The sequence below is a fragment of the Herpetosiphon geysericola genome (genome assembly GCF_001306135.1).
GTDB lineage: Bacteria > Chloroflexota > Chloroflexia > Chloroflexales > Herpetosiphonaceae > Herpetosiphon > Herpetosiphon geysericola.
The window spans coordinates 215,488-231,764 of the sequence record NZ_LGKP01000008.1 but is presented as its reverse complement, the minus strand read 5'-3'; the positions used below and the strand labels follow the sequence as shown (position 1 = coordinate 231,764).

General features: G+C 50.5%; 20 protein-coding genes and 1 riboswitch. Of the genes, 7 read left to right on the top strand and 13 right to left on the bottom strand.

What is annotated here, in order from left to right; all coding sequences use genetic code 11:
- Window positions 1-2: 2 nt before the first annotated feature.
- Both SE18_RS04630 and SE18_RS04625 read left to right on the top strand, forming a co-directional pair.
- Window positions 3-491, top strand: a complete 489-nt coding sequence (locus tag SE18_RS04630) for a hypothetical protein (RefSeq protein WP_054533249.1) — start codon at window positions 3-5, stop codon at window positions 489-491.
- A gap of 78 nt (window positions 492-569) precedes the next feature.
- Window positions 570-1,061 (top strand): hypothetical protein, encoded by a 492-nt coding sequence (locus SE18_RS04625; protein WP_054533248.1) that lies wholly within the window; start codon window positions 570-572, stop codon window positions 1,059-1,061.
- 38 nt (window positions 1,062-1,099) lie between these two features.
- On the opposite strand, the gene rnc is transcribed toward SE18_RS04625, so the two are convergent.
- The 13 genes from rnc to SE18_RS04560 all read right to left on the bottom strand — a co-directional run bounded on the left by rnc (window position 1,100) and on the right by SE18_RS04560 (window position 11,476).
- Window positions 1,100-1,810: a ribonuclease III gene (gene rnc, locus SE18_RS04620; RefSeq protein ID WP_054533247.1), complete on the bottom strand. Its 711-nt coding sequence runs from the start codon at window positions 1,808-1,810 to the stop codon at window positions 1,100-1,102.
- Window positions 1,811-1,873: 63 nt separating this feature from the next.
- Window positions 1,874-3,115: a beta-ketoacyl-ACP synthase II gene (gene fabF, locus SE18_RS04615; protein ID WP_054533246.1), complete on the bottom strand. Its 1,242-nt coding sequence runs from the start codon at window positions 3,113-3,115 to the stop codon at window positions 1,874-1,876.
- Between the two features lie 124 nt (window positions 3,116-3,239).
- Window positions 3,240-3,701, bottom strand: coding sequence for a 6,7-dimethyl-8-ribityllumazine synthase (gene ribH, locus SE18_RS04610; RefSeq protein WP_054533245.1), 462 nt, complete (start codon window positions 3,699-3,701; stop codon window positions 3,240-3,242).
- Window positions 3,702-3,721: 20 nt separating this feature from the next.
- Window positions 3,722-4,588, bottom strand: coding sequence for a restriction endonuclease (locus SE18_RS04605; protein WP_054533244.1), 867 nt, complete (start codon window positions 4,586-4,588; stop codon window positions 3,722-3,724).
- 8 nt (window positions 4,589-4,596) lie between these two features.
- Window positions 4,597-5,049: a transcriptional regulator NrdR gene (gene nrdR / locus SE18_RS04600; RefSeq protein ID WP_054533243.1), complete on the bottom strand. Its 453-nt coding sequence runs from the start codon at window positions 5,047-5,049 to the stop codon at window positions 4,597-4,599.
- A gap of 66 nt (window positions 5,050-5,115) precedes the next feature.
- Complete coding sequence (locus SE18_RS04595) at window positions 5,116-5,496, bottom strand: nuclear transport factor 2 family protein (RefSeq protein WP_054533242.1); 381 nt, start codon at window positions 5,494-5,496, stop codon at window positions 5,116-5,118.
- 12 nt (window positions 5,497-5,508) lie between these two features.
- Window positions 5,509-6,693, bottom strand: a complete 1,185-nt coding sequence (locus SE18_RS04590) for a glycosyltransferase family 4 protein (RefSeq protein ID WP_054533241.1) — start codon at window positions 6,691-6,693, stop codon at window positions 5,509-5,511.
- Window positions 6,690-7,097 (bottom strand): hypothetical protein, encoded by a 408-nt coding sequence (locus SE18_RS04585; RefSeq protein WP_054533240.1) that lies wholly within the window; start codon window positions 7,095-7,097, stop codon window positions 6,690-6,692. The genes SE18_RS04590 and SE18_RS04585 overlap by 4 nt, the downstream gene beginning before the upstream one ends.
- A 65-nt stretch (window positions 7,098-7,162) precedes the next feature.
- A complete protein-coding gene (locus tag SE18_RS04580; protein ID WP_054533239.1) occupies window positions 7,163-7,744 on the bottom strand; it encodes a YdeI/OmpD-associated family protein in 582 nt (193 codons plus the stop codon).
- A 75-nt stretch (window positions 7,745-7,819) separates the two neighbouring features.
- The gene (locus tag SE18_RS04575; RefSeq protein WP_054533238.1) at window positions 7,820-8,854 is read right to left on the bottom strand and encodes an ABC transporter substrate-binding protein; all 1,035 of its coding nucleotides are present in this window, start codon (window positions 8,852-8,854) and stop codon (window positions 7,820-7,822) included.
- Window positions 8,855-8,874: 20 nt separating this feature from the next.
- The gene (locus tag SE18_RS04570; protein ID WP_054533237.1) at window positions 8,875-9,699 is read right to left on the bottom strand and encodes an ABC transporter permease; all 825 of its coding nucleotides are present in this window, start codon (window positions 9,697-9,699) and stop codon (window positions 8,875-8,877) included.
- Between the two features lie 150 nt (window positions 9,700-9,849).
- Window positions 9,850-9,984: riboswitch (FMN riboswitch) on the bottom strand.
- Between the two features lie 360 nt (window positions 9,985-10,344).
- Window positions 10,345-10,710, bottom strand: a complete 366-nt coding sequence (locus SE18_RS04565; RefSeq protein WP_054533236.1) for a hypothetical protein — start codon at window positions 10,708-10,710, stop codon at window positions 10,345-10,347.
- Between the two features lie 133 nt (window positions 10,711-10,843).
- Window positions 10,844-11,476 carry a hypothetical protein gene (locus SE18_RS04560; protein ID WP_054533235.1) on the bottom strand — a complete coding sequence of 211 codons (633 nt, stop codon included), beginning with the start codon at window positions 11,474-11,476 and terminating at the stop codon, window positions 10,844-10,846.
- Between the two features lie 502 nt (window positions 11,477-11,978).
- Between SE18_RS04560 and SE18_RS04550 the strand changes: the two genes are divergently transcribed.
- The 5 genes from SE18_RS04550 (at window position 11,979) to SE18_RS04530 (ending at window position 16,270) form a co-directional block, all read left to right on the top strand.
- On the top strand, window positions 11,979-12,650 hold the full coding sequence (locus tag SE18_RS04550) for a hypothetical protein (RefSeq protein WP_054533233.1): 672 nt from the start codon (window positions 11,979-11,981) through the stop codon (window positions 12,648-12,650).
- 92 nt (window positions 12,651-12,742) lie between these two features.
- Entirely contained in the window at window positions 12,743-13,867 is a 1,125-nt protein-coding gene (locus SE18_RS04545; protein ID WP_054533232.1) for a tyrosine-type recombinase/integrase, read from the top strand.
- Between the two features lie 80 nt (window positions 13,868-13,947).
- Window positions 13,948-14,637, top strand: coding sequence for a Maf family protein (locus tag SE18_RS04540; RefSeq protein WP_054533231.1), 690 nt, complete (start codon window positions 13,948-13,950; stop codon window positions 14,635-14,637).
- Window positions 14,613-15,380, top strand: a complete 768-nt coding sequence (locus SE18_RS04535) for a response regulator (protein ID WP_054533230.1) — start codon at window positions 14,613-14,615, stop codon at window positions 15,378-15,380. Before SE18_RS04540 ends, SE18_RS04535 begins: the two co-directional genes overlap by 25 nt.
- On the top strand, window positions 15,377-16,270 hold the full coding sequence (locus tag SE18_RS04530) for a diacylglycerol/lipid kinase family protein (RefSeq protein WP_083469720.1): 894 nt from the start codon (window positions 15,377-15,379) through the stop codon (window positions 16,268-16,270). The genes SE18_RS04535 and SE18_RS04530 overlap by 4 nt, the downstream gene beginning before the upstream one ends.
- Window positions 16,271-16,277: the final 7 nt, after the last annotated feature.

Here is a 16,277-nt window from a genome sequence, read left to right as displayed (position 1 = left end):
CTATGCGCCGTTTATTGATCTTCGTTTGTCTTGTAGGATTACAATTTGGCCTAATTAGCATCAGCAAGGCTGGGGGCTGGGCAACTACACCAATCAGCAACCTGCCCGATACGATTGTTGCTGGCCAAATTTTTCAACTTAAATTTAGCGTGCTGCAACATGGCACAAAACCAACCAACGGCTTACCAGCAAATCCAATCAGGCCCGAACTGACTCTGCGCCACGTAGCGAGTCAGCAAGTCAAAACATTCTATGCCCAACAGGTTGGTGATGTTGGCCATTTTCAGAGCAGTTTACAACTCCCAATTGCCGGAGAATGGGAAATTTCAATTCTGCCACTGCCGTTTGGCAACAGCGAAGGCGAAGTTTATCGGATTACCGTCCAAGAAGCTCCGCCAGCAACTGATAACTGGTGGTATATGGGGCTGGCGGCTGGTGGCTTAGCTTTAGCTGTGGGTATGGGCTGGTTGATCAAACGCATTAGCTACTAAGCGCCATAGGCTTGAAACCAGCAGCGATCTGGCCACAATGCGCCAAATTGCCGAATCGTTAAGCCAAGGAGAATAACTATGCGCCGTTTATTGATCTTCGTTTGTCTTGTCGGATTACAATTTGGCCTGCTGAGCAGCAGCGAGGCTGGGGGTTGGGCAACAACGCCAATCACCAAATTGCCCGACACGATTGTTGCAGGCCAAGCCTTTCAACTTGAATTTAGCGTGCTGCAACATGGCACAAAACCAATTAGTAGTATAGACACCGATCCGGTAAAGCCATTGCTAACCGCAGAGCATGCAACGAGTGAAGCCTTTCAGCAAGTGTGGGCTACCCAAGTTGGTGCTCTTGGTAATTTTCAAGCTACATTACAATTACCAAGCGCCGGAGAATGGGAAATTTCAATTAAGCCACTGCCGTTTGGCACCATCGAGGGTGAAATCTATCGAATTACCGTCCAAGAAGCAGCGGCTCCACAAATAGCCAACGTGTGGTATCTGGGGATTGCCGCAGGTGGTCTGGGTTTGGCGGTGGGTATGGGCTGGTTGATCAAACGCATCGGCCACTAAGCTAAAATAAATGGAGGCTGGCAAACACCAGCCTCCATTTAGCGTTGCTCAGGCGCAGTTAATCCAATGGTTTCGGCGGTAAGCGCTTCGAGCGCTACTTTGGCTGCCGCCTGCGAAGCCATCGTTTTCGAAGTACCAATGCCAACGCCCAACAACGTCTCGCCAGCCCAAACCTCAATTGTCCAGGTGCGTTCGTGGTCGGGGCCAGTCACATTCACTTCACGGTAATTGGGCGTTAGGTTGATGCGGCCTTGGACAAATTGTTGTAGGTCGGTCTTGTAATCTTGGTTTTGGACGCCGCTGGCCTTAACCGATTTGAGCAAGGGCAGCACAAAATCGCGGGCAGCAGGCCAGCCGCCATCAAGCGCAATCGCCGCCAACAAAGCCTCAAAAGCATCGGCCAACAAATTATCGCGTTCGCGGGCTTTGGCCCGTTCCTCGCCACGGCTAATTTGCACATAACTCCCAAGATCAAACCGCCGAGCGAGGCTGGCTAAGGTGCGGGTTTGCACCAACATCGCGCGCATTTTGGTCAGATCGCCCTCGCCAAGCTCAGGAAACTCGTGGAACAAAAAAGAACCGCAAATAAAATTTAAAAGCGCATCGCCAAGAAACTCAAGCCGTTCGTTCGATTCTGAGCCAGCTTCTGGGTGTTCATGCACATACGAGCGATGCAGTAAGGCAGCCCGTAAAAACGCGACATCGTTGAAGGTATAGCCAAGTTCAGTTTGTAGTTTGTTTAAATCCATAGCAGCAATGTTAAGCTAGGCGCGCTAGGCAGATTGCAATCATCCGCCTAGCGCGCAGGGTTTTTAGGCTTCAAAAGCCTTGAACAACAGGCTAACGTTATGGCCGCCAAAGCCAAATGAATTGCTCATAAAGCTGGAGAATTGAGCTTGCCGAGGTGTGTTCGGCACACAATCAATCTCACACTCTGGGTCGGGGGTGTGATAATTGATCGTGGCGGGGATCAGGCCTTCTTGCATGGCGCGAATGCCGATGACTGCTTCAATTGCGCCGCCAGCGCCCAAGGTATGGCCAATTTGCGATTTATTTGAGCTAATTGGCAATTTGGCGGTGTAATCGCCAAACACTTTTTTAATGGCCAAGGTCTCGGTACGGTCGTTGACGGGAGTAGAAGTACCATGAGCGTTCAAATAGCCCAATTCGTGTGGCTCCAAGCCTGCATGACGCAAGGCCATGCGCATGGCTTTGACCGCGCCAGAGCCATCTTCTGCGGGCATCGTGATGTGATAGGCATCGGTGCTCACGCCATAGCCAACCAATTCGGCCAAGATGGTTGCGCCACGGCTGACCGCATGCTCGTAATCTTCCAAGACCAACACGCCAGATCCTTCGCCCATCACAAAGCCATCGCGATCTTTATCGAATGGCCGTGAAGCGGTTGCAGGATCGTCGTTGCGGGTTGAAAGCGCGCGGGCGCTGGCAAAGGCACCGATCCCAATTTCGGTAATTGCTGCTTCGGTGCCGCCAGCCAAAATAACTTTGGCCTCGCCACGCCGAATCACGTGCCATGCCTCGCCAATCGCGTTGCCAGAGGTGGCACACGCAGAAACAGGGCAGAAATTCGGGCCACGCGCCCCAATTTCAATCGCCACAACCCCGCCCGCCATATCAACAATCATCATCGGAATCAAGAATGGCGTAATACGGTCGGGACCTTTGGTATCCATCACGCGCAAATAGGTTGTAAAATTATCGAGACCACCAACGCCACAGCCAATAATGACCCCTACATCATCGGCATTTTCGTCGGTAATTGTCAGATCGGCGCTGCGCAAGGCTTCTTTGGCTGCTGCCACTGCAAAATGGACAAAGCGCGAGTTGCGCCGTGCCTCTTTTTTATCCATATAGTTGGCGGCATCAAAGCCATGGACTTCTGCGGCAATCTGAGCACTAAAATTCGTTGGGTCGAATTGGGTAATTCGCCGAACTGCCGAACGTGCTTGGACAATGCCCTCCCACAAAGATGGCACGTCGAGGCCCAATGGGCTAATCGCGCCCAATCCTGTGACGACGACACGTCGATTCATAGCAAAACCTCCTAGTGCATAGCAAAGTGCCGCATCATTATAGCAGCAACTCCCTAAACGACCGAGAGGCCAACCAAGCATCCTTGGCTGACCTCTCGCAGCAGTAAAACACAACAAACTTGGGCTAGAGTTGTTTGAGCAAATTGGCCATTTCGATCGCCGCAACTGCACACTCAGCGCCTTTGTTACCAGCCTTGGTGCCAGCCCGTTCGATCGCTTGCTCAATTGTGTCGGTGGTCAGCACGCCCAGCAACACCGGAATGCCCGTATCGTGCATCACCTTAGTAACGCCGCTAGAAACCGCATTGACCACAACCTCATAATGCGAGGTTGCGCCGCGAATCACGGCTCCAAGGGTGATAATTGCATCGTGTTGGCCACGCTCGGCGATTTTCTTCACCACCAGCGGAATCTCATACGAGCCAGGACACCACGCCACGCTAATATCATCGTCGGCAACGCCATGACGCTTGAGTGTATTGACCGCGCCTTCAAGCAAATTGCCGCCAATAAAATCATTCCAGCGTGCAATCACAATCGCAACCCGCAAGCCGGTGCCGATCAAGTTGCCTTCAATCACGTTCATGCATAATCCTCAAGGCCAATTTAGCCATTCATTTCGAGCAAGGTTTCGCCGTCGAGCACTTCGACGTTCGGGCGGGCTTTTGCCGATTTGCGGGCACCTTCTTGCACTTTCAGCGGCGTAACAATCACGCCTTTGTGCCATTCTGGGTTATCGCGCAAATCTTGATACAGCTCTTGGACTTGGCCCGGCTTGAGGGATTCGCTGATCGTACAGCGCACCAACCAAAGCTCGGTGCTTTCGTTGCGCTCAAGATACAGATCAATCACATCTTTATCAAATTTGTAGTTTTTGAGCTTGAAGTTATTCGATCGGAAGAGCTGGGCAACCCACGAGCCAAATTTTGGCAAGGTCAACGATTCCAAATCTTCGATGCTAACAACGCGACCTGGACGTTCGAGTTGACCGCCGCGTGAAGCCATTTCATCGCGCATTGCTTGGGTGCGTTCTTGGCCACGCCGTGCCATTACCGTGCCATAAGCAGGGAAGGGCAGCAACGTCATTGCAATCATCATCGCCACGGTCAAGAAATTCCCTTGCTGTGATGGAACTGGTTGGTTGGGGTCGTTCAAGCCTGGCTTCGCATTAACGCCAAAAACAAGCACCGAGCCAATCAGCAAAGCGGTAACGCTAGCAATCAGCGAGAAAATTACCCCATGCACCAAAGCGCGGCCTTGAATCTTACGGCCAAGATAAATCCCGCCGCCAATCGGAATCACCCCAGCCAAATAAATAACCCAGGAGAATGGTGCGAAAATGACCAAACACCAAACCACCCCAGTTAGCAAGCCAGCGATCCAGAGTTGGCGCCAAAGCAACGGTACTTTGGCCGCTTGAGGCTTGGCATCTTTCAGATCAGTTTTGGTTTCTTGAGATACAGGAGTTGCCATTGCAGCTACTATTCCTTTTCCATAAGTTCTTCGACAGCTTCGCGCAGCTTGCCAAGATCGCTAAATGAACGATACACCGAGGCAAAACGGATGTAGGCTACCTCATCGAGTGAGCGTAAGCGCTCCATCACCTGTTCGCCGATGACCGAGCTAGGAACTTCTAGCGCATCGTAAGCAATCAGGGCGGCCTCGACTTCCGTTACCAACGTTTCAATTACATCGGCTGAGATAGGCCGTTTATAGGCCGCAACCCGTAAACCACGCAATAATTTCTCGCGGTCGTATGGCTCACGGTCGCCAGTTTTTTTAACGACCATGACATTAACAGATTCAACCCGTTCATAGGTTGTAAAACGGCGATCACAGTGTTTGCAGCGACGACGACGGCGGATTGTTTCACCATTATCAAGTTCGCGAGTATCGATCACTGCGCTTTCGCCAGGGCAGTACGGGCAGCGCATAGTTCCTCTTCAGCCTAGCTTAGTAGATTCATTATACCACGGCCCCATGCGCACCACGAATGATGCTTAGCCGATCGGTTCAACCAAATGTTGGCGATTCGTGGGCGCAGGGTATGGCTCTGGCCAATATTCAACCTGTTTGATAATTAGCCCATCCTGAATGGTAAAAAAGCTGATTGCCCGCGCCTGCACATGGCCATCAGTTACCGAAACGTCGCTACAGGCTTCGGTTTCGCTGGCAACCAAGCGATTGATCGTAAAGTGCCAAACGCCAGCAGCTGGATATTCAGCATTGATTTGGGCAAACGCCGCCCTGCCGCGAATCCGTTCATTAGATTGCGGCCAATCGAGCGTATAGTCGTCGTGCAATACTACCCCAACCGCTGTAAAATCATTGCTTTGCATCAATTGCCAAAATTTGCAGACAATTTCATAGGCATTGGGCATCGTATGCTTCTCCTAGAGTGCAGCCAAGGTGCGTTGGGCCACTGCATCCCAACGACATTCACGCAGCACAAATTCACGACCTGCTGCACCCATCGCAGCGCTGAGTTCAGGCCGATCAAGCAAATAGCTCAGCGCGCTCGCCCATTCACGATAGCCTTGGCAGGGAATGCCGCCGCCGCTGCGCAACACAAAATCGGTCGTCACCGGACAATCGGCGTTAACCAAGGCTGGGCGGCCTTGCAGCCAACTCTCCATTAGCACAATCGAAAAGCTTTCAATTGTCGAAAGTTGGCAAAAAACATTCGCCGCGGCATAAGCATCATACTTGGTTTGCGGCTCAACAAAGCCCAAATCCAATACCCACGGGTCTAAAATACTCGGCGCATTCAGTTCGCCAGCGCCAATCCGCACAAAGCGCAGCGGACGGCCTGTTTCTGCCTTCCACTCACGAAAATAGGCCAACAATTGCGGCACATGTTTGCCCCAATCGGCGCGCCCAACATAGAGCAAAATTGGCTCATCGCCAAGCCCATATTGTTGGCGAAAGAGCGCCGCATCGCCAACCCGCGCCAAGTCAATGCCTTCGCCAGCAACGCTGGTTTTGGCTGGATCAAGCTCATACAGCCGCAAGCCCAAATCACGCTCAGGTCGGCTGTTGAAAATAATCCCTTGCGCCCGCCGCAACATCACGCGATAGGTCGAATAGTAGGCATATGGCTCGTCGTGCAAGCATGGAATATGGTAGGCGCGGCCTTGGGCCAAAAAACTGCCCCAATACGATAAGCCCATTGGATAGGGCATAAAGATGCAGCGCCGCTGGCTATGCGCTAACAAATGTTCATACAAGCCATCACTATTGGGCAAACTTCCCAAGAGGTTAATTTCGTGGGCTGGATGGTCGGGCAAGCGTCGCCCAGAACGGGCAGCCAAGCGCCGCACCACTGGCGGAATCCCCATTGCTGGCGCAGCCATAGGCCAACGCCGAATTGGTAAGCCATTCCAATGGCTCAAACCAGCAGGATAGTGCTCAGCCGTTCGTTCGCCAAACGAATCGCGGCCCGTCGTCGTCCAAACTTCAATATCGGCACCTTGGGCATGGATGGCATGGGCCAGATCGCGGGCTTGATCTTCTGCGCCGCCCCTGGTTTCAGGGCCAAACCATGGAGTTACAAGGGCTACTGGGCGTTGCGCTCTCATGCTTGCCGCTCACGCTCAAGCTCAACCACCCGCGCCCGTAACAAAGCAATTTCGGCGCGTTGCTCGTCGATCGTCGTGACCAATCCATGCAAGGTGCGCACAATTGCATCGTTGGCAGCATTTTGTTGCTCGGCAATCGGGTTGATATACCAACGCAAATAGCGTCGAACCACTTTATTCAGCGTGGCAATAACTTTTTGCGGCAAGGTTTCGCCGTGCAATGGCCAATGCACACTAACCACGCGCGTCGCCTCGACCTCGGCCAACAAGCGCTTGAGATCGACATCGCTTAGGCGTGGCTCATTGGCTTGGTCGGTTATGCCAGATGCGCGACGTTGGCGAATTCCATCACGAATTTCGGCCAAAATCGCGCCAACATCAATCGGGGCTGGTTGCTCTGCCATTGGTCTGCCTCATTCAAGAATGATTTCTGCGGGCAGTATAGCAGCAAATCTAGCCTCGTTTGGCATTAAAGGGTTTCGCCACGTTCAAGCATAGCAATGAAGTCGCGAATCCGTTTGGTGCGAGTTTCGGGCTTTTTGGCAGTTTGGATGCGAAATAAAAATGAATAGCGGTTTGCTTGTTTGAGGGTGGCAAAAAAGCTGGCAGCCGTTGGGCTAGCATCAAGCGCCGCCTGAAAATCCTCGGGAATTGTGGCGTTTTTGGGCGAATCGTAGGCCGCTTCCCAACGGCCATCAGCTTTGGCCCGTTCAACTTCGGCCTCGCCAGCGGCATGCATCTGGCCAGCATCGGTCAAACGCTCAATATGATCACGATTCACTTTCGACCAAATGCTTTTTTTGCCCCGTGGCGTGAACTTTTGCAACCAATGTTGCTCATCAAAGCTCTTTTTTTGGCCATCAATCCAGCCGTAACACAAGGCTTCATCAAGTGCTTGGGCATAATTAATTGAGGCAATGCCAGTAGCTTTTTTGGCCATTTTAAGCCAAACCCCATTGCTGGTAGCATGTTCAGACTCAAGCCAAGCCCGCCATTCCGCTTGATTGGCAAAACTCAGGGTTGGTAATTCGGCTTTTGGTTTAGCGCTCATCACACACTCCTTAAATACAATGACGTGCTCATGGAAGCATACAATCCATGAGCACGTCAACAGCGCATGAATGGTTTAGGGTTGGGCAATAAACTGATTACTGAAGGCGCTACTTAATTCAACATCTTTGGTCAACACACCTTGGCTACGTAAAAAGCTATGGGTTGCTTCCCAGCTGGCCAAATCGGTGTAACCAAGCCCATATTTGGCAGTCAAATCGCTTTGCCAATAGCCAATCGTTTCAGCTAGAACTTTTTGTTGCAAAGCTTTGGTTGCGTCGTCAGCAGCTTGCAATTCAGGAATTTCGGTCAAGCTGGCACTAAATGCTGCATCTGGATCAGCAGCAACATCGCGCATGCCCAAGGCTGTTGCTTTGACGAAACCTTGCACCAAGGCAGGTTGGTCTTTAATCAAGCTTTCGCTCACAATAATGCCATCAGAAGTCAAGGCAAATGAATCCGAAACTCGAATAACATTTAATTTAACTCCAGACTCGGCTAGCTGAATTGGTTCGTTATTGCCGTAGCCACTGGCAACTTGCACTTTATCTTCGCTCAAGGCTTGAATTTGGGCAAAACCAATTTCTTGAATTTGCAAATCGCTTTCTTGTAGCGAATTTGCATACATCAAGGCCAACAAACCAATGTACGAGGCGCCAAAACGGCCTGGAATCCCCACAGTTTTGCCTTTGAGATCAGCTGGAGTTTTGATATTTAGCTCGGCTTTGCTATAAAAAACCGTTGGCGTGCGTTGGCTAATCGTCGCAACATTGACAATTGGCAAGCCTTGCGCCCGCGCCAGCAAGACTGAATCGCCACCAGCCATACCAAACTGCACCGAGCCATTGGCCACGCGCTGCACCGAATCGGTTTCATATTGATAATCAAACGTCACATTCAAGCCTTCAGCTTCATAGTAGCCTTTGGTTTTAGCCAAATAGAACGGAGCAAATTGAATATTTGGCACATAGGGCATGGCAATTGTAACGTTGGTTAGCTGCTTGGCTTGATTATTTTCCCCAGTGCTAACCGGAGTATTCGCTACAGTTTGCCCGCCACAAGCCGTCAAAAAAAGGAGTCCAACAATCGCTAAGAGACGACGATAATACATTGAAAGCTCCACACAAACATCTATTCCCAAGTAACCAAACGTCGTTCTAGCCACATTGCTAGCTGATAGAACCCAAAGGTCAGCAAGCCCAGCGTGAACAAGGCGGCAAAAATGAGCGGCGTATCGAATAAACCGCGGGCGATGTTGATTAACGCACCCAGCCCTTCGCGGCCACCAATAAACTCCGCTACCACCGCGCCGGTTGTTGCCAAAGCCAAACCAGTTTTGATGCCACCAAAAATCCCTGGTAAGGCCAAGGGCAATTCAATTTGCCACAAGCTTTGCCAGCGATTCGCCCCACTGATTGCCGCCATCTCGCGAATATCGCGTGGCACGCTGCGCAAGGCCACAACCACACTGCTTAGCATTGGAAAGAAGGTTACCAAGGCAGCGACCAACAATTTAGCCCGCAGATCAGCGCCAACCCAAATCAAAATCAAGGGTGCAACCGCCACAATCGGAATCGCCTGCACAATCGCCAATTGTGGCGAGACAATCCGATCAAGCCAATGCCAATTGGCCAAAATATAGCCCAAAACCAAGCTTGCAGCGAAGGCCAAACCAAAACCGCCCAAGGCCTCGGTCAAGGTGCGCAGCGTGTGTTGCAACAACGCGCCTTGGGTCAACTCTTGCCACCAGCGGCTAGCAACTGCCTCAGGTGTTGGCAGCACAAAAGCTGGGTATTGTTGCCAAGCAACTAACCCTCGCCATGCCAACAGCACCCCAAGCAGCGAAAGCCCAATCCACAAGCGGCTCGAACCAATCCAGGTGCGGCGTTGTTTGCGGCGCAACGGAGCAGCGGGAGCTTCTACGACATACTTCATCCGGCCATAATCGTGTAACATAGCTGGTACCTAAAAACAAAAAACCCCAAAAGAATCAATCATCTCAGGGTCAATCAACACGTAGTTGCATGCAAGCCAAACGTTGCTGCAACGAGACAGCACGCTTGAATGACGCAAATAGCCCACAGCATTGTAGGTACACATACGTTGATCGATCTTCTTCCATCCGGACTTTAACCGTCGGCTCTGGATTCGCACCAGCATCCTACCTTGCGGCTCGCGGGCTTATGTGGCTGAGCCACCATCACCGCCGATAAGGAATTTCACCTAACCCTGAAGACCATAGTATTTAGTTACCTGTACCATAGCACTGAGTTTTGTAACTGTCAATACACTAACAGTCCGATTAGACGAAATAAGGGATTAGAAGCTAGGGTTTATGAGGATACCCTCACCCCCAACCTCTCTCCCACTGGACTCGGGCGAGGGGAGTAATGACCTTGTGGAGCAGAGACCGAGGAAATAACCTGTGTACCATCGAGATAGAAGCATAATCAAGCAAATCTGTGCAATCTGTGGCTAAAATATTCATTGTTCGTGCAATTTGTGCAATTCGTGGCTAAATATTTCAAATACTTCGCATATAAAAAAAGCAACTGCCACATTTGGCAATTGCTTGTAAGCTAGCTTAGAAAACCAGCGGGGTTAGAATTCGATTTTTTCTTCAATCTCGCTCAGCATAATCCGCGCAAGCGCCAAATTGGCGGTTGGTTTGTTGAGCGCGAGGTACAGGAAGATACTTGGTTTCTTTTGCAAAATTCGAATCAGATGATATTGAGAACCCAAGGTAATCAAAATATCTTCAATCTGATCCTTTAGCCCAAGCCGACTCATCACTTTCATTTTAGAACGTACTACTTCAGTGTTGCCTGCTGCAGCCAACTCTAAGTTTAGAGCGCTATTCCCGCCAGCAGTGCCAAGCGTCATGCCACTGGTATAATCAACCAAAGCAACGCCTAACGCACCGTCGATGTTCATGGCCTCTTCGAGCGACTGTTTAATGTTATTCATACAACGTCCTTTTGTTCTACGCTCCAGACACACAGCTATCATAGAAGGATTAAACTAGCCCGTCAAGAGCTAGCAGCAAATTCCATGGCTATCCATTTAGCCTGCTATCCACCAGCATAGCTAGTTGCTTGGTTTAGCTGAAGCGTTCGCGAACATGCAATTGCCCAGTTTGGGTGCGCCAGACTTCGAGCCATGGCTCGGCTTCAGCATAGGTGCAGAGAACCAGTTGTTGTTGCAACAATTCATTCCAATCGCCATCGGGCCAAACCATATGCCAACCACCAAGCGAAGCAACTGCATCATCACGATACAGCGGGTGTTGCGCTTGATACAGTGTTTCATAGCCATCAACTAATTCGCGATCGGCAACATCATCAGCCCCAATCCAACCTTGATGATCACGAAATGAATCAATCCATTGTTGAATCGTTGCTGAGCCAAAGTGCAAAACTGCATCCAATGGCGGCAAACTAGTTGCTGGCTGCGCATATAAGGCCTGCATTGTTGCTAATTGTTCTTTAGTAAGTGACAACGAGCTAAGTTTGACTGAATAATTCAATTCAGCAGCATATTCAATGATTAAGGACGTTGCTTCAGTCAACATTGGCAAATAGGCACAATCAACAATCAAAACTGGGCCTGATTCACTATTTAATTCGCCCCAATAGCCAGCAATCGGCTGATCGGGGGTGCTTGGCTCGATTGTTAACATCATCCAGGGACGAATTAAAGGTTGTGCTTCAGCAAGTAACGTGGTTAAATCCATGTACAAAACCTCTTTCTTTGCTAATTTCAACTATTTCTTCAATTCAAATAGATCCAGCAGGTAATCTAGTAGCATAACAATCGTCATACTCCCAAAGAAATAAATCGGTAACACCCATAGAACAAATAATACTGGCTTTTTGCTGATAAGCATATAACCAAGCAACAAACAAAGTATTGCTATGATATAAAGTTTGTTAAAAATTAATGATCGGTAGATATAATCACAATTATCAAGAGTAACTTCAATAAATGCCCATAGAGCGAGGATAAATATGATTAAGCCGATAATAATTAGACCATATCCAAAGAAAACATCCATTTTCCCATCCTTGCCCAAAATAGTATAGAGATTCCATATCGAGGCCAGCAAACCAGTTGTAAATTGAGGTTGAACCGCGTTGAAAAACCGAGCACGTAGGCTACAATAAGCTCAATCCAATGAAACGCTTTTGTTTGTACTTGTCGTTGGCAAAAAATAAGCCTAGTTTGAGCGAGGTCGGATGGATAACGAATTAAACAAAGCAGCAAAACAGCGAATGCTACCCAAGCCAATTCCCATTCCGCTGCCGCCGAGAGCAGCGGGCTTTGCCAAATGGCCAGCAAACTGCAATGGTATTTTGCCAAATGTCGAGCGCTTTCGTTGGCCCGAAACTATGCAATGGATCGCCAATTTGCCCAAACCGCGCGAACACATGCTGATGGAGCTTGGCGTGGGCATGGTTTTCCCAAGTTTGATGTTAGGCCATTTTGCCTACACCACTCGCTGGTATAAATGCCCCATGGATTGGCTGGTGTACGCCCGTGGGTTATATGCCTTTTTACAGCAACCCGAACGCTTGCGCAGCTATCTGTATGGCGCAAGCATTAGCCCAGCCGAGCGCAAACAGCTTGACGAGCTGCGTTCAAGCCGCATGTTTATTGGTCAACGCGACGCTTGGAACTACATCAATTCGCTTGAATGCGCAATTACGCGCAGTTTGCTAGCGGCAAGTTTAAGCTATGCACTGCCTTTTTTGCGCGCTGATCCCGATTATCAAGCCCGCTATCCAAGCAGCATCCTTGATGTCTATTTGTTTGTGGTTGCCGCCAGCGATTTGTTTTGGCGCACCGATAAACTCTTACAAATTATCGATGGCGAAGTCAGTAGCATTGAAGATTTTGGCTTTTTCTAGCCAAAGCAAGGGTTTACACTCGAACAAGCGTGCTTTGACAAGCAGTCATGAGATCAGCTACACTGCATCCATCCGCTACAACGAGGCTGATCATGGATGAATTTGAGTTAATTCCACAGCAGGGCAACAACCCTCTTGCGCCCAATTTCACCAACGTCATGAAGCAACGCAGTGTTGTCGCCGATCAGATTTCGGCCCAGCATAGTTTCATCGAATATCGCTTGCGCCAACGACCGCAAACGATTCGCCGCCATAACACCGATTTGAAAATTTTTGCCGATTTTCTGGCCAGCATTGGGATTGTGATTCCAGTTGATGAACACGAAGTGCCAATTCTGGCCACCGAGCCAGCAGCTTGGGCCGAAATGAGCGTCGGCATCGTCACAACTTTTCGCACCTGGATGCTGAATGAAGGTTATGCACTTGGTTCAGTCAATGTTCGGCTCAGCACCGTGCGCTTGTATTGTCGCTTAGCCCATCAGGCTGGCGTTTTGAGCCTTGAGGCGTGGAGCCGAATCCACACGGTCGAGGGTTATCGTCGCCGCGAAGGCGATGGCATCGATGCCCAACGTGAAGCCACTGAAACCCCAACCAGGCTTTCAACCAAAAAAGCCGCTCCACATATTTTGGATCAAAGCCAAATTCGCCAACTCAAACGGTCAGCCCGCACCAATCCGCAAAATCGCACACCTGAGGTTGGCTGGCGCGATTATCTAATCGTCTGCTTGCTGGTCGATTTGGGCATGCGCTGCGGCGAGGTTGTGGTGCTCAAGTGGGCACACATCCAAGGCAAAGTTTTGCTGGTGGATCGACCAAAAGTTGATAAAGTGCAAAAACATCGCCTGATTGGGGATACCGCCAAAGCTTTGCGCGAATATCAAAAAGTCATTACTCAACCAGCCAATCCCCAAACCCCGCTCTTGGCAGCATTTGATCACAAAGGCAATCAGATTGGCTTTGGCATTTCCGAGCGGGCGATTCATAAACGCATCGTACAGCTCGGCAAATTAATTGGCATCAACAACCTTGCCCCGCATGATTTGCGCCATTCGTGGGCGACCCGTGTGGCCCAAACCAACATTCCGGTGCAAGCCCTACGCGATGCAGGCGGCTGGACTAACCTCAACACACCCAACCGCTATATTGCCCAACAGGCGATTGCCAATGACGGCGTGAGCTTGTTGAGCGACGATGGCGCGCTTGATGACGATGATTAAGCCTAATTGCCACTTGCAGCTTTACCTGTTTGGGTTATGATGAACAGCAATTGAGTTTGGCTTGTGGAGTACCATTCAGCGTGGATAGCTTAATTCTGGCCTCGGCCTCACCACGACGGCATGATTTGTTAAGTAGTTTGGGCCTGTCGTTTATAATTGAGGCAAATGATGGGGAAGAGCGCCAAGATCAGGTTCCTCCGGCGATTGTGGAGCAACTTCCAGCCTTCGATTTAGGCCTCGCCAGTCACCCAACCTTGTTAGCGTGGCGCAAAGCCCAAGCCGCCCGCGACACGAATCAGCAGGCAGTAATTCTTGCAGCTGATACAATTGTGGTGATTGATCGGATGATCTTGGGCAAGCCACGTGATCCGGCTCATGCTTATGAATTGCTGCGCCGCCTTGCCGGACGTTGGCATACTGTTTATACCGGAGTTGTGGTGCTACCCGCCGCCTCCGAACAGCCGCTATGTGAATTGGTCGCCGCCCACGTGCATTTAGCGCCGCTCAGCGATGCTGAGATTTGGGACTACATCGCAACTGGCGAGCCAATGGATAAAGCTGGTGCCTATGGAGTTCAAGGCATTGGCGGACGGCTGGTTGAAGAGGTTCAAGGCAGTTTTACAACCGTTGTTGGGCTACCGCTTCCAACGACCGCCAGTTTGTTGAGCCAAGCGGGAATCGCAATTCCCTATAGCGTTGAGCAAGCATGGCAGCGTTGGCGTGCTACATTAGCAAAGGAACCACTATGTATGCAACAGTCAAAGTGCTGATGGTCGATGATCACCCGTTGTTCCGCCAAGGGGTGCGCTGGGCGCTGTCAAGCGAACGCGATATCAAGATCATTGGCGAGGGTTCTAGTGCCGAAGAAGGCTTGGTCTTAATTTCTGAGCATGAGCCAGATGTAGTGCTAACCGATTTGAACTTACCCAACATGGATGGCTTGGAATTTACCCGCACTATTCGCCGCCAATACCCTAATATTGGGGTGGTAATGTTGAGCGTCTACGAAAGCGACGAGCATGCCTTTAATGCCTTGCGCGCAGGAGCCGCCGCCTATTATTCCAAGGAAATTAGCCCCAAAACCTTGGCAACGGTCTTGCGACGAGTGGCGCGTGGCGAATATGTAATTAACGATGTGATGTTTGAAGATCCACGGGTCGCTGACCGAATTTTGACTCAGTTTCGTGGTTTGCAAACTGGCATCGTCGCCGAGCCAGACCTTGATATTAGCTTGTTCTCGCCCTTGAGCGACCGTGAAATTGAGGTTTTGGAGCATATTGCCAGCGGCGCAACCAACAAAGATATTGCCGATGCGCTCAAAATTAGCACCCAAACCGTCAAAAACCATATTTCATCGATTTTGCGCAAGCTTTCGTTGAACGATCGCACCCAAGCGGTGTTGTATGCCCTGCGCCGGGGCTGGATCGAAACCCCAGCAACCTTGCTAGAAAGCATCGAACGCCGTGGCTCACAGGCGCTGAATTTTAATAACGACGATGACAACGACGAATGAAACGAGTAACAGTCATTCTTAACCCAATGGCAGGCAATGCCCATCAACGTCGTGCAATTGCCAAAGGTATCACCGAATGGCGTAGTAACCAAGGTTGGCAAGTTCGGCTGCGCGAAACCAGACGTGCAGGCGATGCAACGACGTTTGCCCGCGAAGAAGCCAAACGCAACGATCTGATTGTTGCTGCTGGTGGTGATGGGACGATCAACGAGGTCATGAATGGCCTCGTTGGCACTGATACCGCTTTGGGCGCCTTACCAGTTGGCACAGGCAACGTCTGGGTGCGCGAATTGCATCAATCACTCAATCCGTTGCATGCAGCCCGCCAATTAGCTGATGGTCATGTCGAGCTTGTTGATGTCGGCCAGGCTAACGAACGCTATTTTTTGCTCATGGCAGGCATTGGCCTCGATGCGGCGATTACCCGCGAAGTACGTTCTGCTGATAAAAAACGCTTAGGCCGCTTGGCCTACGTGATTAAAAGTTTGCCAGTACTTTGGCGCTTACGTGGTACGCGCACCCGCATTAGCCTTGATGGTGAGCCGCTCAAAGGCAATGCGTTGTTTGTGCTGATTAGCAATTCACGGCTGTATGGCGGCGTACTCAACATTGCCTATCGGGCAGCCATGCGCGATGGCATGCTCGATGTATGTACGATGATGGGTGATAGCGCCCTTGATGCCCCCAAATTGCTTGCGGGAATTTTGTTCCGAGGCTATGGGATGATTGAAGGCTTAGAATATCGCCAAGCTCGTGAGATCGAGATTGCATGTTCCAAGCCCTTGCCAATTCAAGTCGATGGTGATGCAATTGGCACAACCCCCATGACCTTTCGGGTCGTTCCGCAAGCGCTACGCGTGCTTTTACCGCGTACCACTGAAATTAACTAACCCTGTA